Source organism: Exiguobacterium sp. PHA03 (assembly GCF_041945985.1).
Classification (GTDB): Bacteria; Bacillota; Bacilli; order Exiguobacteriales; family Exiguobacteriaceae; genus Exiguobacterium_A.
This window is the reverse complement of the sequence record NZ_JAUTYQ010000001.1, coordinates 1,294,313-1,315,521: the sequence shown is the minus strand read 5'-3', so window position 1 is coordinate 1,315,521 and position 21,209 is coordinate 1,294,313. Positions and strand designations below refer to the sequence as shown.

Here is a 21,209-nt window from a genome sequence, read left to right as displayed (position 1 = left end):
AGAAGGGAGAATGGATATGGGTTTCAAATCAAAAATGCAAAATCTATTTCTCGGCAACAGCGATGATTTAGATGAACTCGAATATGAAAATGATGCTACAATAAATAAAGGTAGAGGTGCTTCACAACAAGAGTACGAAGAGTATTACGAGGAATCTACCCCAAGTGTTACTCAAAAGGAGGACAGCGTGAGACAATCGAATATCGTGCCGCTACATGCGACGAAAAAAACGAAATCGCAGGTCATCTTGAGTGAACCACGTGTCTTTAACGAAGCCCAAGAGATTGGGGAACATCTTCGTCAGAACCGTGCTGTCATCGTCAATATGCAACGTATGTCAAAAGATCAATCACGACAGATGATCAACTTCTTATCTGGTGTCGTTTTCGCTCTCGATGGAACGATCACGACGATCAGTCAGAATACCCTCCTCTGTGTTCCAAACAATGTCGAGTTGGCTGGTAGCATCTCGAATCTTCTAGGAGAAGATGATATTAATCATAAGGGGTGGTAAGTATGGATTCACAAGTGATGTACGCGATTGGTCGTACATTAAGTACGTTATTACAATATTATAGTTATGTCATGATTGTGTACATTCTGCTATCTTGGTTCCCGAATGCCCGTGATTCGAAATTCGGACAAGTGCTCGCGATGTTGGTCGAGCCATTCCTAGCACCCTTCCGTCGTATTATCCCGCCTATCGGAGGCATGCTAGATATCTCGCCGATTGTTGCCTTTCTCGTCTTGAACTTGGCACAATCCGGTATCCGAGCTATCTTCTTCGTATGAGTGTATATGATCATTATCGTGGAAGCGAGCGGGAATTCGTCGATTCGGTCTTGAACTGGATTGATCACGTGGAAGCGACGTATACGTTTAAATTAACGGATTTTCTAGACCCTCGTGAACAGCAAATCACACAAGAACTCGTCGGTTCGAAATGCGCCCTCTTTTTTGAGGGCGGTTTCGAAGGCGCCGAACGTAAACGAGCAATCCTCGCACCAGACTATTATGAATACAACGCGGATGACTTTGACATTTCCATTTATCGCATTCATTATCCTACTAAATTCGTTGAACTATCTCATCGTCAAGTCACCGGTACATTATTGAACGTCGGATTGAAGCGTGCCAAGTTCGGCGACGTCATCATCCAGGATCAAGTGCAATTTGCTGTCGCGGACGAAGTTGCGACATATATCGAAGCAAACGTCGAACGCGCAGGTAAGACGAAGATTCGTCTTTCGCGCGTAGACGCAGAAGATCGCTTGAAAGTGAAGGAACAAGAGTGGGAAGAGACGCTCGGGTTCGTCAGCTCACTTCGGTTCGATACGGTCGTCAGTGAAATTCTCGGCTTCTCCCGTCAAAAGGCACAGACGCTCATTAAACAGGGTGAAAGTAAAGTGAATTATAAGGTAGTCGATGACGTGAGTTTCATGCTTGAAGAAGGGGATCTGCTTTCCTTACGTGGAACGGGACGCGTTAAACTGATTGCGATTCTCGGATCAACGAAACGGGATCGAATCAAACTACAATACGGTATTTTAAAAGGATAAAAAAATGCGGAGGAGGAATTCATCATGCCATTAACGCCACTCGATATTCATAATAAGGAGTTCACACGAAAGTTTCGCGGCTATGACGAGGATGAAGTGAACGAATTCCTAGATCAGGTCATCAAGGATTTTGAGTTGTTGTTACGTGAGAACCGTCAACAACAGGAAGTCATCCAAAACATGCAAGCGCGTGTCGATTACTTTAGTTCGATGGAAGAAACATTGAATAAATCGATTATTGTCGCACAGGAAGCGGCAGAAGAAGTGAAAGCGAATGCTTCAAAAGAAGCAAGCTTGATCTTGAAACAGGCAGAACGCGAAGCAGAGCAATTGCAAGATGCGGCACAACGCCGGGCACAACGGACGGACTTCGAAGTGGAACAGATGCGTAAGAAAATCGAGCTCTATCGCAATCGCTTCAAAGTGTTGATCGATGCTCAAATGGAATTATTGACGAGCCACGACTGGGATGCATTTGATTTCTCTTCTCGTGGAGCGCTTGACGATGTTCCAGCAGTTGCGTATAATGACGACGATGTCGTATAAATAAAATCAATGATAAGGACACGTCGCATCTTGGACAGTTGACAGCGAATCGGGAAATGGTGGAAGCCCGAGCAACGAAAGAGATGGGATATCCCCTTAGAGTGTATGACTGAACGTTCTCCGAACAGTAAGTCATGCCGGTTCACTCCCGTTAGCGAGTTCTTAAGCGGTCCTGCGTCGTCGAACAGACGAGCAGGATTAGTAGGGTGGTACCGCGAGTTCAGCCAAGCTCGTCCCTATCTCAGGGATGAGCTTGGCTTTTTTTGTACTTTTAAAGCGAAAGGTGAGAGATGGTCAGATGGATTACAAAGAAACCTTATTGATGATGAAAACGGAGTTTTTAATGCGAGGCAACTTGCCAAAACGTGAGCCGGATATGCAAGCACGATGGGAAGAGATGAATCTCTATGCTGCGGTCCAAGAAAAGAATGCTGGAAAACCGACGTTCATTCTTCACGATGGTCCTCCTTATGCGAACGGTGACATCCACATGGGTCACGGATTAAACAAAGTCTTAAAAGACATCATCGTCCGTTACAAATCGATGAATGGCTTCCAGTCCCCTTACGTACCAGGTTGGGACACACATGGCTTGCCTATCGAGACAGCACTTCAAAAAGCAGGTGTTGACCGCAAATCGATGACGGTCGCGGAATTCCGTGAGTTATGTGCGAAATATGCGCTCGAACAAGTCGATCACCAACGTGATCAATTCAAACGTCTCGGTGTTCTCGGTGACTATGACAATCCATATATCACGCTTCAACCAGAATTTGAAGCAGCTCAAATTCGTTTGTTCGGGGACATGGCGAACAAAGGCTATATCTATAAAGGGAAAAAGCCGGTCTATTGGTCACCGTCTTCTGAATCAGCACTAGCTGAAGCAGAAATCGAATATCAAGACAAACGGTCAGCTGCGATCTATGTCGCATTCCAAGTCATGGATGGAAAAAACATCCTTGAGCCGACGGATCATTTCGTCATCTGGACGACCACTCCATGGACGATCCCAGCGAACCTTGGAATCTCTGTCAGTGCGGAATTGACGTATGCGCGGATCGAGTATCAAGGAAAAGGATATATCGTAGCGGAAACACTTGTTCCAGAAGTCATCGAAGCGCTCGGATGGGAAGATGCGACAATTGGACGTGTCTTCAACGGTGCGGACTTCGAGTACGTGAAAGCGAAACATCCGCTTTATGACCGTGAATCACTCGTCATGCTTGGCGACCACGTTACAGCTGAAGCGACGGGTGTCGTTCATACAGCTCCAGGACACGGGGAAGATGACTTCCGTATTGGTCAAGCATACGGGCTTGACGTTCTCTGCCCAGTTGACGATAAAGGTGTCATGACGGCAGAAGCTCCTGGATTCGAAGGCATGTTCTATGAAGATGCGAACAAAGAAATCGGTCTCGCACTCGAAGAAGCAGGCGCTCTCTTAAAACTGTCATTCATCAAACACTCGTATCCACACGACTGGCGGACGAAAAAACCGGTCATCTTCCGGGCAACGCCACAGTGGTTCGCTTCAATCAAAGACTTCCGTGCAGAAATCCTTGATGAGATCAAAGGCGTCCAGTGGGTACCAGAGTGGGGTGAAACACGTCTCCACAACATGTTCAAAGACCGCGGCGACTGGGTCATCTCCCGTCAACGTGCTTGGGGCGTTCCACTTCCAATCTTCTATGCTGAAGATGGAACGGAAATCGTCACACCAGAAACGATTGATCATATCGCGAATCTATTTGCAACTCACGGATCAAATGTCTGGTATGAGCGCGAAGCAGTCGACTTGCTTCCTGAAGGATTCACACATCCAGCAAGTCCGAACGGTATCTTCAAAAAAGAAACGGACATCATGGATGTCTGGTTCGATTCTGGTTCATCACATGCCGGTGTCCTTGCGACACGTCCTGAATTGACGCGTCCAGCGGATCTCTATCTTGAAGGTTCTGACCAATACCGCGGTTGGTTTAACTCGTCGCTATCGACAGCCGTCGCAACGACTGGGAAAGCACCATACAAAGCGGTCGTCAGTCACGGATTCGTTCTGGATGGTCAAGGTCGCAAGATGTCGAAATCGATTGGTAACACGATTGCACCAATCCAAGTCATGCAACAATTCGGAGCAGAGATCCTTCGTTTGTGGGTGGCATCTGTCGATTATCAAGCTGATGTTCGGGCATCGATGGATAACTTCAAACAAGTCTCAGAATCATATCGTAAAATCCGGAACACGGTTCGTTTCCTTCTCGGAAACTTGGATCAATTCGATCCTGCGACGCACCGAGTCGCATTTGAAGACTTACCAGAGTCAGACCGTTTCATGCGTACGAAACTGGACCAACTTGTTGGAAAAGTAAAAGCGGCTTATGATGCGTACGACTTCATGTCGGTCTATCAATTGCTCCACAACTTCTGTGTCCTTGATTTGTCGTCGTTCTACCTCGATTACACGAAAGATATCCTGTATATCGAAAAAGCAGACGCGACATCGCGTCGTGCGGTTCAGACGGTCATGTATGATACAGTCGTCGCCTTGTTGCAATTGATGGCACCTGTCTTGCCACACACGGCAGACGAAGCATGGGAATTCGTACCAGCTGTTGAGACGAAGAGTATCTTCTTGACGGACCTTCCAGAAACGGTCGAAGTCTCAGAAGAAGGACTTGCTCTCATCGAGAAATGGAACGCGTTCCTGACATTCCGTGATGATGTCTTAAAAGCACTCGAGGAAGCACGCGTCGAGAAACTCGTCGGTAAGACACTCGAAGCAAAACTCTTGCTTGCACCGAAGGAAGAAACAAAAGCATTGCTTAAAACGATTGATCATCTTGAGCAGTTGCTCCAAGTCTCACAACTCGAATTCGTGGATACAACGGATAAGATGTATGAGACGACTGGTATTACAGTTCAAAAAGCTGACGGTGAAAAATGTGAACGTTGTTGGACATATTCGACAGAACTCGGACAAGATCCGGCTCATCCGACGCTTTGCCCACGTTGTACTGAAGTCGTCAATTCTTTATAATGATACAAAGGGAGGGGCGACTGCGACTTCGCAGGATGTCCCTCATTATTTTTGGATGCGGAGGACAATAGGATGTGGCTTTACTTAGGGATTGCTGCTTTACTCGTTGGAATCGACCAGTTGACGAAATGGATCGTCGTTCAAAATATGACGATCGGTCAAGCGATCACAGTCATTCCGGATTTCTTTTATCTCAACTCGTATCGGAACCGTGGCGCCGCATGGGGAATGCTCGAAGGTAAATTCGGTTTCTTCTTCTTCGTCACGATTATCGTCGTCATTGGATTGATTTACTTCCTCTACAAGGAAGGCACGAAAAATAAGGTATTTGCTTGGAGTATCTCGCTACTACTTAGTGGTGCGATCGGAAATTTCATTGATCGAATGGTTCGAGGAGAAGTCGTTGATTTCTTCCACTTCTTCCCGTTCGGCTATAATTTCCCGATCTTTAATGTCGCAGACGTCTGTTTGACGTTTGGTGTCATCACGATGCTGATTAGCGTCATGTTCGAAGAACGGTTGACTAAGAAAGGAACGATGGATAAATGAATGAAGTAGAAACATGGTCCGTACAAGCGGATGGAGCGACAGGGCGCATTGATAAGTGGCTCGCAGAACAAAATGAATGGTCGCGTTCGCAAGTACAGGAATGGTTAAAAGCGGGACGCGTCGAAGTCGATGGTCGTGTCGTTAAACCAAACTATAAATTATCGGGAACAGAATCGATTGCCGTTCATATCCCGGAAGCGGTAGAACTTGAGATTTTACCAGAAGATATCCCGCTTGAGGTCGTCTACGAGGACTCAGATGTCATTGTCGTCAACAAACCAAAAGGAATGGTCGTCCACCCAGCGGCAGGTCATGTCTCAGGGACCCTCGTCAATGCCTTATTACATCATTGTCAAGATCTCTCGGGCATTAATGGTGTCAAACGTCCAGGAATCGTTCACAGAATCGATAAGGACACGTCTGGTCTGTTGATGGTTGCTAAGAACGACTTAGCGCATGAATCACTCGCGCATCAGTTGAAAGAAAAAACGACGGAACGTCTCTACATTGCGCTCGTACACGGTGAGATTCCGCACGAGCTCGGAACGATTGAAGCACCGATCGGACGCGATAAGAACGATCGTCAACGGATGACGGTAACGGATAAGAATTCAAAATCTGCCGTAACCCATTTCCGTGTTCTCGATCGGTACGAAGGGTTTACAGTCGTTGAATGTAAACTCGAAACAGGGCGGACACACCAAATCCGTGTCCACATGCGTTATATCGGTTTCCCGCTTGCCGGTGACCCGAAATATGGTCCACGTAAGACGATGAAAATGAATGGTCAAGCCTTGCATGCTGCGGTTCTCGGCTTCGAACATCCACGGACAGGCGAATGGATGCGTTTTGAAGCACCACTCCCAGAAGAGATGACATTCGAGATTGGTCAACTGAAAAAACTTGAATTAGAGTCTTGACGTTTTTCTAATAAAACGGTAGAGTATCACCTAGAGAGCGATGCGAGACATCCTCTACTGACACTTCGGTCGTCCGAGCGACGATCCTACTAAACTAGTATCACCTTTAATCGAGTCCGGAGAGGCTGCGAAAGGGAGAACCTACCACAAACGTGCGTAGGCATGCATACAAGACGTATGCCATGATTCTGTCTTCGAAGACCTTCTGCGGATTTCCGCAGAAGGTCTTTTGTATGAAAGGAGAAACTATGAAACCAGCCGTCATCTTAGATGAAGCCGCGATTGGACGCGCACTGACACGGATCGCCCATGAAATCATCGAACGTAACAAAGGCATTGCTGATTTAATGATCGTCGGAATCAAGACGCGTGGTGAGACACTCGCGCGCCGCCTTGCGAAGCGGATCGAACAGATCGAAGGAAAGCCGGTCTTACTCGGTGTCGTCGACATCTCAATGTACCGAGATGACTTGTCAAAGCGAAGTTTAGAGCCAGAAATAAAAGGATCTGATCTACCGGAAGACATTACCGGAAAAATCGTCGTCCTCGTTGACGATGTCCTCTACACAGGACGCACCGTCCGTGCCGCGATGGACGCACTCGTCTACCACGGAAGACCGAGTATGATTCAACTCGCTGTCCTCGTCGATCGTGGGCATCGAGAGTTACCGATCCGTCCAGATTTCATCGGCAAGAACGTTCCGACGTCACGTGACGAGCAAGTCGTCGTCGCGCTCGCTGAAGTCGACGAAGCCGATCAAGTATTCATTAAACGCTAAAAATCAAAACCTTTAAGGTGGTCCAGAGAGACCAGAAAGGGAGTCATCCATATGGCAAAACATGCCGCAGTACTTGATGTACAAGAAGTACCTACTCACCCTCTAAATTGGCTGATGCTCAGCCTACAACACGTCTTCGCGATGTTTGGTGCGACCGTGCTCGTCCCACTCTTAACGGGACTCAACACATCGGTTGCACTCGTCGCAAGCGGAGTCGGCACACTGATTTTCCTCGCCGTCACTCGCTTCAAAGTACCCACATATCTTGGTTCTAGTTTTGCCTACATCGCCCCGATCATCGCCGTCAGTGAACGGTGGGGTGTCGAGGACGCCTTAATCGGCGGAATGGTCGCTGGACTCGTCTACGGACTTGTCTCACTTCTCATCCGTTACACGGGGGCTGCTTGGTTGCTTCGCTTGCTCCCGCCTGTTGTCATCGGTCCGGTCATCATGGTTATCGGGTTATCGCTTGCTCCGACCGCTGTCAACATGGCGATGAACGGAGCGGACGGTAAGTACAACGGACTTTACTTCCTCGTCGCGATGGTCACGCTCGGTGTCACACTTCTCGCAATGACGTATTTAAAAGGAATGTGGAGCACGATTCCGATCCTGTTCGGAATAACGGTCGGTTATCTCGTTGCGGCATCGGTCGGAATCATTGACTTCAAACCACTTCAACAGGCAACGTTCTTCCACGTGCCGGACTTCACGATTCCGTTCTTGAATTACACACCATCATGGAATACAGCTGCCTTGCTTCTGATTGTTCCCGTGACGCTCGTCACACTGACGGAGCACATCGGCGAACAAAAAGTGACATCACGGATCATCGGGCGCGAGACGCTCCTTGATCCAGGGATGCACCGGACAGTACTTGGCGACGGAATCGCGAAGACAGTCGCTTCGATGCTTGGTGGACCACCGGTTACGACGTACGGTGAGAACAACGGCGTCATGTCAATCACACGGGTCTACAGTGTCTTCGTTCTAGGTGGGGCAGCGGTTCTTGCTATCAGCTTCGGATTCCTCGGATATGTCGAAGGATTCATCAAGACGATTCCTACACCAGTCATGGGTGGCATCAGTATTCTCTTATTCGGAGTCATCGCGTCAAACGGTCTCCGGACACTGACGGAAAGTAAGATCGACCTTGCTGATAAACGGAACTTGACGATCACAGCTGTCATTCTTGTCACGGGAATCGGAGGGGCCGCCTTGAAAATCGGGAACTTCTCCCTCGAAGGTATGGCATTGGCGACGATTCTTGGGATCATCCTGAATCTGATCCTTCCGAAAACGACGGAACAGGTCGAAGAAACAGTTGAAACAACGGAAAACTCTACAACTCAATCTGTAGCGAACAACTTTTAAGACGTTCCGAGAGAACGATAAAGTGAAGGCCATGAAAAGATGCAGGGACTCCTCTGTCTTCTTTCGGCGCACCTTCACTTAGAAGGTGCGCCTTTTTCATGACCTGAAGGAGTGAAATACATGAAAACGATCTTGCAAACCCGACATTTCGTCAATTTAGAAAGCTTATCCATAACGGAGATCAATTCGTTGATTGAACGTAGTCTCGCTTTTAAACAAGGCGAACCGGCACCAGACTTTTCCGACAAGACACTCGTCAATCTGTTTTTTGAAAACTCGACGCGGACACGCTCTTCCTTTGAAATGGCAGAGCATCGTTTGAACATGCATCTACTGCCGTTTGAAACAGCGACGTCATCCGTGCAAAAAGGGGAGACGTTACACGATACGTGCAAAACACTCGAAGCGATTGGCGCCGATGGATTGGTCATTCGTCACGGTGACACCGGTTATTATGAAGAATTGATGCAGACACTCGATATTCCGATCATCAATGCAGGAGACGGGAGCGGACAGCATCCATCGCAGTCCTTGCTTGATTTGATGACAATGGTCGAGACGTTTGGAACGATTGTAGGAAAAGTAGTCGTCATCTGTGGGGATTTACAACATAGTCGTGTCGCTCGGTCGAATGCCGATATCTTAAAACGACTTGGCGCCATCGTCTATGGATCAGGGCCACGCGAATGGTATGACGAAGCGATGGGAATACCGTATCTTTCAATGGACGAAGCAGTTGAACAGTGTGACATCTTGATGTTGCTTCGAGTCCAGCACGAACGGCATGACGGAACGACACGGTTTGATCCAGATGTCTATCACGTCACACATGGATTGACGCATGAGCGGATGAATCGACTGAAACCTTCAGCGATCGTCCTACATCCGGCACCGGTCAATCGCGGAGTCGAGATTGCCGACGAACTCGTCGAACACCCGCAATCGCGGATTTTTGAACAGATGAAAAATGGTGTCTTTGCGCGAATGGCGATTCTGGAATGGTGCTTTTCGATGAAAACAATCAAAGGAGACGATGCAGATGACAACACGAATTGAAAATGCGAGATGGTACGAGGCTGGACAAGTTCGAACAGGGGATATTCGAATCGAAGCTGGAAAAATCACGGACTTAGCAGCAATACCGCAAGTTGGGGAAACGGTCATTGATGCTTCCGGATTATTCGTTGCACCAGGATTCGTCGACATCCATGTCCACCTGCGGGAACCGGGCGGCGAACATAAGGAGACAATTGCGACAGGTACGGCAGCTGCGGCAGCTGGTGGATTTACGACGATTTGTCCGATGCCGAATACGCGTCCCGTACCGGACGATCGTCAAACACTTGATGCATTGTTCCAAAAGATTGAAGAGACGGCATCTGTCCGGGTTTTGCCTTACGCGGCGATTTCAAAAAATCAACTCGGACAAGAACTCGTCGCGTTCGATCAATTAACGGATGCCGTGGCATTCACGGATGATGGTGTCGGGGTCCAGACGGCAGCCGTCATGCGAATGGCAATGCAACAAGCAGCACGGCTCGGGAAGACGATTGTTGCCCACTGCGAAGATGATTCGTTAAAAGCAGGATGTGTGCACGAAGGAAACTACAGTCGACTGGAAGGTTTGCAAGGTATTCCATCGCTTGCTGAGAGTATCCACATCGCACGTGATGTCCTGATTGCAGAAGAAACCGGCTGTCATTATCACGTCTGTCATGTCTCGACGAAAGAATCCGTTCGCGTCATTCGTGACGCCAAACGAGCAGGGATCCGAGTGACAGCAGAAGTCACACCGCACCATCTTGTATTGATCGATGAAGACATATCGAATCAGGATCCGAACTTTAAAATGAATCCACCACTGCGGAGTGAGGCAGATCGCCAAGCATTGCTCGAAGGATTAGCAGACGGAACGATTGATTGCATCGCAACGGATCACGCTCCTCATGCAACAGAAGAGAAGGCACTCGGTATCGAACGCGCCCCGTTTGGCATCACAGGATTCGAGACAGCATTCCCGCTCCTCTATACGAAGCTTGTCGCTGAAGGCAAGATGACACTTGAGACACTGATTCGGAATTTGACGGACAAGGCAGCAGCGATTTTTGAACTACCTTACGGCAAACTCGAAGTGGGGGCGGAAGCAGACTTAGTCCTGCTTGATCTAGAGACGGAGCGGACGGTTTCACCGGAACGGTTCCGTTCAAAAGGTAAGAACACACCGTTCGCAGGAGAACGGTTAAAAGGATTCCCGGTCATGACGCTCGTCAAGGGAGAAATCGTATTCAAGGAGGACATAGCACATGCGTAAACGGACACTGGTGTTAGAGGATGGTATGACGTTTGAAGGAACGGCGTTTGGATCGGACACGACAACAACAGGAGAGGTCGTCTTCCAAACCGGAATGACTGGTTATCAAGAGATGCTATCGGATCCATCTTACTGTGATCAGATGATCGTGCTGACGAATCCGTTGATCGGCAATTACGGAGTCAATCGAGAAGACTATGAAACGACGCGTCCACTCGCTAAAGCATTGATTGTCCGCGAACATTGCCAAACACCGTCGAACTTCCGCAGTGAGATGTCGCTCGATGCAGCTCTTCGAGATCTTGATATTCCAGGATTAAGTGGAATCGATACGCGACAGTTAACACGACATATCCGCTCGAAAGGCGTCATGCGCGGCCGACTCGTTGATGGAGAGTTCGACCTAGAAGAGGAATTAAGCCACCTGCAAGATGCACCAATCGAGACGGATCAAGTCAAACGTGCTTCAACGGAACGGGCGTATATCATCCCAGGAGCTGGACCACGAATCGTTCTCGTCGACTTCGGAGCGAAGCTCGGAATCGTCCGCGAACTTGTCAAACGCGGCTGTGAAGTTGTCGTCGTACCATACGACGTGAGCGCAACGGAAGTCTTACGCTATCGTCCAGACGGTGTGATGCTGTCGAACGGACCAGGGAACCCAAAGGATGTCCCGACAGCGATTCCGCTGATTCAAGAATTGACAGGGAAAGTCGTCATCTTCGGAATTTGTCTTGGGCACCAGTTGATCGCACTAGCACATGGCGCAGATACGTTCAAACTGCCATTCGGTCACCGGGGTGCGAATCATCCCGTCCAAGATATCCGGACAGGTCGCGTCGACATCACGTCGCAAAACCATGGATATGCCGTCGATGAACAATCATTGCAACATACAGTGCTTGAAGTAACGCATCTCGCAATCAACGATGGAACGGTCGAAGGCATCCGTCATACGTCAGCATCCGTCTTCTCCGTCCAGTATCATCCGGAAGCATCACCCGGTCCAATGGATGCGAACGGTCTATTCCAACAGTTTTTAGAAGAAATCACGAAACAACAGGAGGTCTCTCATGCCTAAACGTCAAGATATCCAGAAGATTCTCGTTATCGGGTCCGGTCCAATCGTAATCGGACAAGCCGCTGAATTCGACTACGCAGGAACACAAGCGTGTCAAGCCTTAAAGGAAGAAGGATATGAAGTCATCCTCGTCAACTCGAATCCAGCGACAATCATGACAGATCCAACAGTTGCTGATCGTGTCTACATCGAGCCTCTTCAAGCAGAGTTCGTTTCGCGGATCATCCGGAAGGAACGACCAGACGCCTTACTTGCGACACTTGGCGGTCAGACGGGTCTGAACTTGGCTGTTGAACTAGATCGTCTTGGTGTCCTAGCTGAATACAATGTCGAGTTGCTCGGAACGAAATTATCAGCAATCGAAGAGGCAGAAGATCGTGATTTGTTCCGTCAACTGATGTTTAGACGCGGACATGGCGTACCGGATAGTGAAATCGTGCATTCGCTCGAAGAAGCACAACAATTCCGACAACAGATTGGTCTACCAATCATCATCCGTCCAGCATATACACTCGGAGGAACGGGTGGTGGAATCGCCCATACACCGGAAGAGTTCACGCGAATCGTCGAAGGGGGACTCAAGGCAAGTCCGGCAACACAAGTACTCCTTGAAAAATCAATTGCTGGGATGAAAGAGGTCGAATTTGAAGTCATGCGTGATGCAACGAACCAAGCCATCATCGTCTGTGCGATGGAAAACTTCGATCCGGTCGGTGTTCATACCGGAGACTCGATCGTCTTTGCTCCGACGCAAACGTTATCGGATCGCGATTATCAACTGCTACGTAACGTCTCGCTCGATATCATTCGCGCACTCGGTATCGAAGGTGGATGTAACATCCAGTTCGCGCTGGATCCGACGAGCTTTGACTACTATGTCATCGAAGTCAATCCACGTGTTTCCCGCTCGTCCGCACTTGCTTCAAAAGCGACCGGTTATCCGATCGCAAAACTTGCTGCAAAGATTGCCGTCGGGTATGCCTTATCTGAATTAAAGAACCCGATCACCGAGACGAGCTTTGCTTCGTTCGAACCGGCACTCGATTATGTTGTCGCCAAAATTCCGCGCTGGCCGTTCGATAAATTCGAAACGGCAGATCGGACGCTCGGGACACAGATGAAGGCGACCGGTGAGGTTATGGCAATGGGGCGGACGATGGAAGAGGCATTACTGAAAGCCGTTCGTTCGCTTGAAATCGGTACAGCGGATTTGTACATGCCACGCTTCATCGAAATGGCAGATGATGCTTTGCAACAAGCGATTCGCCAGGCGACAGATGATCGACTTTTCGCCTTATACGCTGGTTTTGTCCGCGGCTATAGTGTCGAACAGATTCATGTTTGGACGGCAATTGATCGCTTATTCCTCGAAAAGCTACAGCACATTTGGCAACTTGAGCAATCGGTCGCTACCGGTTTGACACCTGAACTGCTACTTCATGTGAAGCGGTATGGATTCAGTGACCCAATGCTCGCCCGGATCACAGGACAAACGGAAACAGAGATTCGCCGGATGCGTGAAGCGCAAGCGATTCATCCAGTGTATAAAATGGTCGATACGTGTGCGGCAGAGTTCGCTTCTGATACACCGTACTACTATGGAACATACGAACGCGAAAATGAGGCAATCGCGACGAATCGTTCTTCGATCCTCGTCTTAGGATCGGGTCCGATCCGGATTGGTCAAGGAGTCGAGTTCGACTATGCGACAGTCCATTCGATTCAAGCGATTCGTCAAGCTGGCTATGAAGCAATTATCGTCAACAACAATCCGGAAACCGTGTCGACCGACTTCTCGATTTCCGATCGACTCTACTTTGAACCATTAACGACGGAGGATGTCCTCGAAGTCATCCGAAATGAACGTCCGCTCGGTGTCATCGTCCAGTTCGGTGGCCAGACAGCAATCAACTTAGCTGAGTCATTAGCAGCAGAAGGTGTAAAAATCCTCGGGACATCGCTTGAGGATTTAGACCGGGCAGAGGACCGAAAACAGTTCGAAGCAGCGTTAACGGCGCTCGACATTCCACAGCCACCAGGTAAAACGGCCGTCACGGTCGAAGAAGCGGTCACGGCAGCAGCGTCACTCGGTTACCCGGTCCTCGTTCGTCCATCGTATGTCCTCGGCGGTCGGGCAATGGAAATCGTCTATGCACAAGAAGAACTGGAACATTACATGAAACACGCGGTCATCGCCTCACCGGAACGACCGGTCCTCGTCGACCGTTACCTGACAGGAATCGAACTCGAAGTCGACGCGATCTGTGATGGAACAGATGTCGTCATTCCAGGCATCATGGAGCATATCGAACGTGCCGGTGTTCACTCAGGTGACTCGATTGGAGTTTATCCGCCACAACGTGTCTCCCAAGACATCAAGGACCGGATCGTCGACTACACGACACGAATCGCCAAAGCATTCGGAATCAAAGGATTGCTCAACATCCAGTTCGTCTATGCGGACGGCGCACTCTATGTTCTTGAAGTCAATCCGCGTGCCAGCCGGACGGTGCCATTCATCTCGAAAGTGACGGGACTTCCGGTCGCGCGGCTCGCGACGGACATCATTCTCGGTGAAACGCTCGCTTCTTACGGGTTAACAAGTGGTGTCCTACCGGAAGAATCGCTCGTCTCGGTCAAAGTACCGGTCTTCTCGTTTGCGAAGCTTAAAGAAGTCGACCCGACGCTCGGACCGGAAATGAAATCGACCGGAGAAGTCATCGGAACAGACCGAACACTTGAAAAAGCACTCTACAAAGGATTGCTTGCTTCTGGGATGGCGATTCCAGAACACGGTCGTGTTCTCTTGACGGTCGCAGACCCGGACAAAGCAGAAATGACGGATCTCGCACGACGCTTTGCCTCACTTGGATTCACGTTGCTTGCGACGGAAGGAACGGCAGCGTACTTGACGGAGCAAGGATTACCGGTCCAGACGGTCGGCAAAATCGACTCGTCTTCCGAATCGATGCTCGACGTGATTGAAAAAGGGGAGATCGAATACGTCATCAATACGATGAGTCGTGACTCACAAGTCACGAAAGACGGCTTCATCATTCGACGGGCAGCAGCGGAGAATCAAGTCGTTTGTCTAACATCACTCGATACGGCGGAAGCGATTCTACGCGTCATCGAGAGTCGCTCGTTCGAAGCGAGTGCGATTCAAGCCTTCACACACGAAAAGAAAGTGGTGATCCAATGAAGCAACTCTTGACGGTCGTCTCTCGACGAACGGTAGCTCAAGGCGCGACAGAACTCGTCTGTCGCCTCGAGCAACCGCAGGACATTGCACCGGGGCGATTCATGCATCTACGCGTCGGTCCACTCTTACGCCGACCGATCTCGATTGCTCGGGTCGATCGTGATCTGATTACGTTTCTCTTTAAAGAAATCGGGCAAGGGACAGCAGAACTAGCTTCCTTGCGTCCCGACGACAAAATCGATGCCCTCGGACCACTCGGAAACGGTTTTCCGATCGACGCCATCAACCGAGATCAACGGGTCGTTCTCGTTGGTGGAGGGATTGGGGTACCACCACTGTATGAGACGATGCGCCAACTTGTCGCGCGTGGTGTGACGTGTGAAGCGATTCTAGGATTTGATACGGCAACGAGTGTCTTTTACGAAGCGGAATTCCAAGCGCTTGGTAAGACGACGGTCACGACGGTTGATGGAACGCATGGAATGAAAGGGTTCGTTACGGTTGCCTTACATCCGGAAAGCTATGATGTGTTACTCGCTTGCGGACCAGAGCCGATGTTGCGGTCACTCCAGCAACAACCGATTGAGCATAAGTATCTCTCCATCGAAAATCGAATGGGGTGTGGCATCGGTGCTTGTTTTGCCTGTGTCTGTAAAACACCAACAGGCGGGTACGTCAAGACTTGTTCCGATGGTCCAGTCTTTCGGGCAGAGGAGGTCGTATTATGATGGAACGATTACGTGTCGAGTTGCCGGGACTTTCCTTGAAAAACCCGATCATGCCGGCATCTGGATGTTTTGGATTCGGTGAGGAATACGCGAAGTTATATGATCTATCAGAGCTTGGGGCAATCATGATTAAAGCAGCGACGGGCGAAGAACGTTACGGAAATCCGACGCCGCGTGTCGCGGAGAGTGGAATGGGGATGTTGAATGCAATCGGTCTCCAAAATCCGGGTGTCGATGGTATCTTAACGAAAAAACTACCGTTCCTTGAGACGTTTGATACAGCAATCATTGCGAATGTCGCCGGATCGACACCAGAAGAGTATGAGCTTGTCGCAGAAAAAATGAGCCGTCACCCTGGCATTCATGCATTGGAATTAAATATCTCCTGTCCGAACGTCAAATCAGGTGGAATCCAGTTCGGAACGGATCCGTTGCTTGCCGCTGAATTAACGCGTCGAGTCAAACAGGTCTCGACCAAACCGGTTTACGTTAAGCTTTCACCGAATGTCACTTCAATCGTCGAGATGGCACGTGCCGTCGAAGCAGCAGGTGCAGACGGGCTGACGATGATCAACACACTCGTTGGGATGCGAATCGATGTCCGAACGGGACAGCCAATCCTTGCCAACCGGATTGGTGGATTATCCGGTCCATCCATCAAGCCAGTCGCGATTCGGATGATTCATGATGTCGCACAAGCTGTCTCGATTCCTATTATCGGGATGGGTGGCGTGATGGAAGTCGATGACGTCTTAGAAATGATATACGCTGGGGCTTCCGCTGTTGCCGTCGGTACCGCAAACTTCGTCAATCCATACATCTGTCAAGAATTAATCCAGCAGTTACCGGATCGCATGGATGAACTCGGCATCGACCATATTTTAGACATCAGGGGGAAAGCATATGAATCAACTTTACATCGCGCTTGATTTTCCGACCGAAGCAGAAGCGTTTTCGTTCCTCGAACAGTTCGAAGAGACACGACCAGCCGTAAAAGTTGGGATGGAATTATTTTATGCTGCAGGGGGATCGTTCGTCCAAAAACTCGTCGAGCGTGGGCACGCTGTATTCCTCGATGTCAAAGTCCATGACATTCCAGAGACGGCGCGCCGGACGATGCGCATCATCGGGCAATTAGGTGTTGAATTGACGAACGTCCATGTTGCCGGTGGGAAAGAGATGATGATCGCAGCGCGAGAAGGACTTCGTGAAACGAATGCTAAGACACAACTAATCGGCGTGACGCAGTTGACATCGACGGATGAAGCGATGTTACGCGACTTAAAGGTTGAAGGAGCGATGCCAGCAGTCGTTCGTGAGTATGCGCAACTGGCAGAAGCAGCCGGACTAGATGGTATCGTCTGTTCGGCGCTCGATCTTCCTGAACTAATCGAAGTTTGCCGAACGGGCTTCCGTTTTGTCACACCAGGTATTCGTCCTTCTAGTAATGAAGCAGATGATCAAAAGCGAGTCGCGACCGTTCTTGATGCGCGTCGAAATGGAGCGACGGATTTAGTAATTGGTCGCCCGATTACACGTGCCAAACAACCAGAACAGGTCTATCAGGCGTTACTCGAAGAATGGAAGGGGCAATTATCATGGTAAATCCAATTGCAAATGCATTACTCCGTATCAAAGCCGTCACGTTATCTCCAAACGATCCGTATACGTGGGCGAGTGGGCTCCGTTCTCCGATCTATTGCGATAATCGGTTGACACTTTCGTACCCAAAAGTCCGCTCTTTGATTGCCGATGCCCTCGCTGAGAAAGTGAAGGATTTAGGAATCGAAGTCGTTGCCGGAACAGCGACAGCAGGTATTCCTCACGCGGCATTCGTCGCGGAACGATTAGGGTTACCGATGGTCTACGTGCGTAGTGGCAGTAAGAAACACGGGAAAGGTAATCAAATCGAAGGTGTTATTCAACCAGGCCAACGCGTCGTCGTCATCGAAGACTTATTATCAACGGGGATGTCTGCGATCGAGGCAGCGGAAGCACTCCAAGCAAAGGGAGCGAACGTCATTCGGATTCAAGCGATTTTCTCTTACGGGATGGAACGCTTGAAGAACAATCTCCGAGACGCGAAGATTGACGCGGATGCATTACTGACGTTCGAAGCGTTACTCGAAACGGCACAACAACAAGGGGATATCACGGTAGAAGAACAGGAACAATTGGCAGATTGGTCGAAGGACCCAGTTGCTTGGAGCGAACGTTTTACCGCAAACGTGTAAAAACAGATAGATTCCGTCGGACGACCTACGATTTCTAGTGCATGATTTGGTACACTATAGAAATAAAGGAGGTCGTCGACTATGGTGACGCATTATCGTGATTATGAACAATTCAAAATGGTCGTCCTCCCGTTTCTGCTTGAACGTCCAGATACGCATCAGTTGATTCTAGGTATATTAGAACGTGGGGATGAACCGCTCTTGATGGCAACGGCACAAGAAGGCGATCATCGTCTCGTCATATTGCAAACGATACCGGAGCAAGTCATCGTCGCAGGGGATATGTTCTCGCAAGAAGGGATTCGAAAGCTTGCGCGAATTCTGGATAGTCCAGGATTCGTCGGAGAACAGGCCATCTTAGCGCCGCTTTTACTCCCACATTCCATGTATGAGGTACATATGGAACAAGGGATGTATGCATTGACGAAGGTCGAGATGCCACATGTTCCGGAGAACGTCGTCTTCCGACCGGTTTCGAACGATGAAGGACAACAAGCCTTAGAATTTGCGTCCGGATTTTTATATGAGGTCGAAACGCGTCCATCTGATCGACAGCTTACGCAACTCCATCAGTCAATGACGCGACACATTCAGCAAGGAAGCTTGTTCGGATTGTTTAGCGGAAATACGCTCGTCGCGATGGCGGCAGCGACACGTCCCACGCAAACTGGGATTACGATTTCTTACGTCTATACGCCGAAAAAACTACGTGGGAATGGATATGCTTCTTATCTTGTCGCAAAACTATCTGAACACCTCCTACAGTCTTATCCGGTCGTGACGCTCTATACCGATTGGTCGAACCAGACAGCGAATAAAATCTATCAGCATGTCGGTTTCGAGTTAGTCGGACGATCCTTACATATCAAAAAACAAGAACGCTACCGGTGAACATGGCTGATGCTTTTTCAGTCAACGTTCAGGAATTAAAAAATAGAGTACGACAGCAGCCGACCGTCCTATTATCTAAGGACAGTCGGCTGTTTTGTGCCGCGGCAAGTATTAGTTAAATTTAGCGATGATTTTACCACGGACGTGACGTTCAGATAGACGTTGTAATCCTTTGACGATGTCCGCTGCTGGAATCTCCTCTGTGACGAGTGGATCGAGTTCTTTCGTTGCGACCAGTTGTAATAATTCACTTGCCATATGACCAAGGTTTCGGATCGCGCGGTCATCTTCGCTTGCATAAGCAGCCGCAAGTGCTACTTCATGGATCGAAGGGGAGAGCGTGAACGGCTTGACGACCGATTGATCAGGACCGCCGGCGATGAAGGCGAGTTGACCCGAGAAGGCAAGACGTCCGAGATCTGCTGTTGCTTCATTTCGACCGACCGTATTGAAAATCAAGTCAGCGCCGCGATCATTCGTCCAATCGCGAATGACCTCGGTTACATTTTCTTTTTTGTAGTCGATGGCAAGATCGGCACCGAGTCGCTTGACCCACTCATGGTTTTCCGTCGAAGCAGTCGTCGCGACCTTAAGACCCAGGCGTTTTGCGAGTTGAATGCCGATGCCACCCACACCACCTGCACCAGCATGGATGAGAATCGTCTCTTTACCTGTCGTATTCATCTTTTGGACGATCGCTTCATAAGCTGTCATGCCTGCGCAAAGAATCGCAGCGGCTTCAGCGAATGAGACGTCTTCTGGAATCGGGGCAAGAGCACGTGTATCAACAAGTACGTATTCAGCAAAAGCACCATCGCGTTGCAGGTTCGTATGAATCGCTACACGATCGCCGATTTTCACTTCTGCGCCGGGTCCGATTTGTTCGACGACACCCGCTAGGTCAACGCCCGGAATATGCGGGAACGTCCAAGCTGGATTTTTGGTTGCCTTATAGTCGACGGGATTCAGTGCGACCGTCTTGACGCGAATCAAGGCTTGTCCTTCTCCTGGCGTCGGTGTCTTGACCTCTTCGAATGTCCATTGATCAATGGCTGTACCTGAGTGGTTTAACCATGCTTTCATGTTTAATAAGCTCCTTTCGAATACGTGAGTTAATATGAGTGAGAGTAAATTTCGACGAGATTACCAAATGGATCCTCACAGTAGACTATCCGGTAAGGTTTGTCTCCTGGATAGTATTCGCAGATCGACATCCGTTGTTTACCGCCGTGAGGACGATTTTTTCGACGAACCCTTCGACATCTGGGCCTTGAACCGTATAATGCAAGATACCTGTTTCAGGAATTCGCAATTACTCTCGGATTGTTCATCGTTCGGGAATTCAAACAACTCGATGTCGATGCGATCGTCTGACGCCATGTGGGCGATCCGGAACTTGTCCCATCATGTACCAAAGACGTCTGTGTACATGACACCGATGGTAGAATCATCTTCGAGGACATCAAATGGTTCCATGATAATATACCAGTCCTTCATCTCTTGATAAAAACGAACAGCTTCGTCGAGATTCGGCACGGAAAGACCGATGTGCGAAAAATTATATGGATACGTCATGTCTAACACTCTTTTTGCAAAATGATTTAAGCATACTTTAACCTGCGCTACACTCCATTGCATAGTACGCACTTTGAAGTAACGACTCTGGGGGAGAGAACAACATGTCGACTGGACAATTTCCGGTCAATCGGGAGCTCGCCATCATCGGCGGAAAATGGCGTTCACAATTATATTGCACGTTAGAGAAAGATACGAAAAATTTTTAAGTTACAACGTGCCATTCCCGGGATTTCTCGGAAAGTCTTGACTGATCAGTTGAAGGAACTTGAACGACTCAAAATAATTGAGCAGATTGAGTATGATGAAGCCGTTCTGCACGTCGAATACAAATTGACAGAGGCGTCATTTACACTACAACCGGTCATGAAAGGTTTATGTGCATGGGGGGAAGGGAATCAATTATCCGAATCCTAATCGAGAGGC

General features: G+C 49.1%; 20 protein-coding genes, 1 pseudogene and 1 other annotated feature. Of the genes and pseudogenes, 19 read left to right on the top strand and 2 right to left on the bottom strand.

Translation table 11 applies throughout. The features are described 5' to 3' along the window. Positions 1-34 precede the first annotated feature (34 nt). From Q7C19_RS07045 to Q7C19_RS06960, 18 genes are all read left to right on the top strand, one after another. On the top strand, positions 35-514 hold the full coding sequence (locus tag Q7C19_RS07045; protein WP_230088523.1) for a cell division protein SepF: 480 nt from the start codon (positions 35-37) through the stop codon (positions 512-514). A 2-nt stretch (positions 515-516) separates the two neighbouring features. Then, positions 517-792, top strand: a complete 276-nt coding sequence (locus tag Q7C19_RS07040) for a YggT family protein (RefSeq protein WP_035406819.1) — start codon at positions 517-519, stop codon at positions 790-792. After that, complete coding sequence (locus Q7C19_RS07035; protein WP_035406822.1) at positions 789-1,559, top strand: YlmH family RNA-binding protein; 771 nt, start codon at positions 789-791, stop codon at positions 1,557-1,559. The genes Q7C19_RS07040 and Q7C19_RS07035 overlap by 4 nt, the downstream gene beginning before the upstream one ends. Before the next feature lie 24 nt (positions 1,560-1,583). After that, positions 1,584-2,105, top strand: a complete 522-nt coding sequence (locus tag Q7C19_RS07030; protein WP_023468794.1) for a DivIVA domain-containing protein — start codon at positions 1,584-1,586, stop codon at positions 2,103-2,105. Next, positions 2,106-2,346, top strand: a binding site (T-box leader). Positions 2,347-2,403: 57 nt separating this feature from the next. Then, positions 2,404-5,139, top strand: coding sequence for an isoleucine--tRNA ligase (gene ileS / locus Q7C19_RS07025; RefSeq protein ID WP_035406825.1), 2,736 nt, complete (start codon positions 2,404-2,406; stop codon positions 5,137-5,139). A 72-nt stretch (positions 5,140-5,211) separates the two neighbouring features. Next, on the top strand, positions 5,212-5,688 hold the full coding sequence (gene lspA, locus Q7C19_RS07020; RefSeq protein WP_056062334.1) for a signal peptidase II: 477 nt from the start codon (positions 5,212-5,214) through the stop codon (positions 5,686-5,688). Then, the gene (locus Q7C19_RS07015) at positions 5,685-6,608 is read left to right on the top strand and encodes an RluA family pseudouridine synthase (RefSeq protein ID WP_053453841.1); all 924 of its coding nucleotides are present in this window, start codon (positions 5,685-5,687) and stop codon (positions 6,606-6,608) included. Before lspA ends, Q7C19_RS07015 begins: the two co-directional genes overlap by 4 nt. Positions 6,609-6,856: 248 nt before the next feature. Next, positions 6,857-7,387, top strand: coding sequence for a bifunctional pyr operon transcriptional regulator/uracil phosphoribosyltransferase PyrR (gene pyrR, locus Q7C19_RS07010; RefSeq protein ID WP_375092150.1), 531 nt, complete (start codon positions 6,857-6,859; stop codon positions 7,385-7,387). Between the two features lie 51 nt (positions 7,388-7,438). Next, on the top strand, positions 7,439-8,761 hold the full coding sequence (locus Q7C19_RS07005; RefSeq protein WP_290785182.1) for a uracil-xanthine permease family protein: 1,323 nt from the start codon (positions 7,439-7,441) through the stop codon (positions 8,759-8,761). Positions 8,762-8,881: 120 nt separating this feature from the next. Then, positions 8,882-9,817, top strand: coding sequence for an aspartate carbamoyltransferase catalytic subunit (locus Q7C19_RS07000; RefSeq protein ID WP_290775280.1), 936 nt, complete (start codon positions 8,882-8,884; stop codon positions 9,815-9,817). Further along, a complete protein-coding gene (locus Q7C19_RS06995) occupies positions 9,801-11,072 on the top strand; it encodes a dihydroorotase (RefSeq protein WP_375091905.1) in 1,272 nt (423 codons plus the stop codon). Before Q7C19_RS07000 ends, Q7C19_RS06995 begins: the two co-directional genes overlap by 17 nt. After that, positions 11,065-12,153, top strand: a complete 1,089-nt coding sequence (locus tag Q7C19_RS06990) for a carbamoyl phosphate synthase small subunit (protein WP_056062324.1) — start codon at positions 11,065-11,067, stop codon at positions 12,151-12,153. Before Q7C19_RS06995 ends, Q7C19_RS06990 begins: the two co-directional genes overlap by 8 nt. Next, on the top strand, positions 12,146-15,355 hold the full coding sequence (gene carB, locus Q7C19_RS06985; RefSeq protein ID WP_375091904.1) for a carbamoyl-phosphate synthase large subunit: 3,210 nt from the start codon (positions 12,146-12,148) through the stop codon (positions 15,353-15,355). The genes Q7C19_RS06990 and carB overlap by 8 nt, the downstream gene beginning before the upstream one ends. Continuing rightward, the gene (locus Q7C19_RS06980) at positions 15,352-16,083 is read left to right on the top strand and encodes an iron-sulfur cluster-binding protein (protein WP_290775278.1); all 732 of its coding nucleotides are present in this window, start codon (positions 15,352-15,354) and stop codon (positions 16,081-16,083) included. Before carB ends, Q7C19_RS06980 begins: the two co-directional genes overlap by 4 nt. Beyond that, complete coding sequence (locus Q7C19_RS06975; RefSeq protein ID WP_056062795.1) at positions 16,083-17,012, top strand: dihydroorotate dehydrogenase; 930 nt, start codon at positions 16,083-16,085, stop codon at positions 17,010-17,012. Before Q7C19_RS06980 ends, Q7C19_RS06975 begins: the two co-directional genes overlap by 1 nt. Then, a complete protein-coding gene (pyrF, locus tag Q7C19_RS06970; protein WP_375091903.1) occupies positions 16,987-17,688 on the top strand; it encodes an orotidine-5'-phosphate decarboxylase in 702 nt (233 codons plus the stop codon). The genes Q7C19_RS06975 and pyrF overlap by 26 nt, the downstream gene beginning before the upstream one ends. Beyond that, positions 17,676-18,317, top strand: coding sequence for an orotate phosphoribosyltransferase (gene pyrE / locus Q7C19_RS06965; protein ID WP_369792029.1), 642 nt, complete (start codon positions 17,676-17,678; stop codon positions 18,315-18,317). Before pyrF ends, pyrE begins: the two co-directional genes overlap by 13 nt. 81 nt (positions 18,318-18,398) lie before the next feature. Next, entirely contained in the window at positions 18,399-19,208 is an 810-nt protein-coding gene (locus tag Q7C19_RS06960) for a GNAT family N-acetyltransferase (protein WP_035406859.1), read from the top strand. Between the two features lie 111 nt (positions 19,209-19,319). Here Q7C19_RS06960 and Q7C19_RS06955 read toward each other — a convergent pair whose 3' ends face one another. Continuing rightward, on the bottom strand, positions 19,320-20,291 hold the full coding sequence (locus tag Q7C19_RS06955; protein ID WP_035406862.1) for a zinc-binding dehydrogenase: 972 nt from the start codon (positions 20,289-20,291) through the stop codon (positions 19,320-19,322). A 29-nt stretch (positions 20,292-20,320) separates the two neighbouring features. After that, a pseudogene (locus Q7C19_RS06950) lies at positions 20,321-20,783 on the bottom strand (VOC family protein). A gap of 246 nt (positions 20,784-21,029) precedes the next feature. On the opposite strand from Q7C19_RS06950, the gene Q7C19_RS06945 reads away from it, so the two are divergent. Beyond that, positions 21,030-21,200, top strand: a complete 171-nt coding sequence (locus tag Q7C19_RS06945) for a winged helix-turn-helix transcriptional regulator (protein WP_329468785.1) — start codon at positions 21,030-21,032, stop codon at positions 21,198-21,200. The last annotated feature ends 9 nt before the right edge of the window (positions 21,201-21,209 follow it).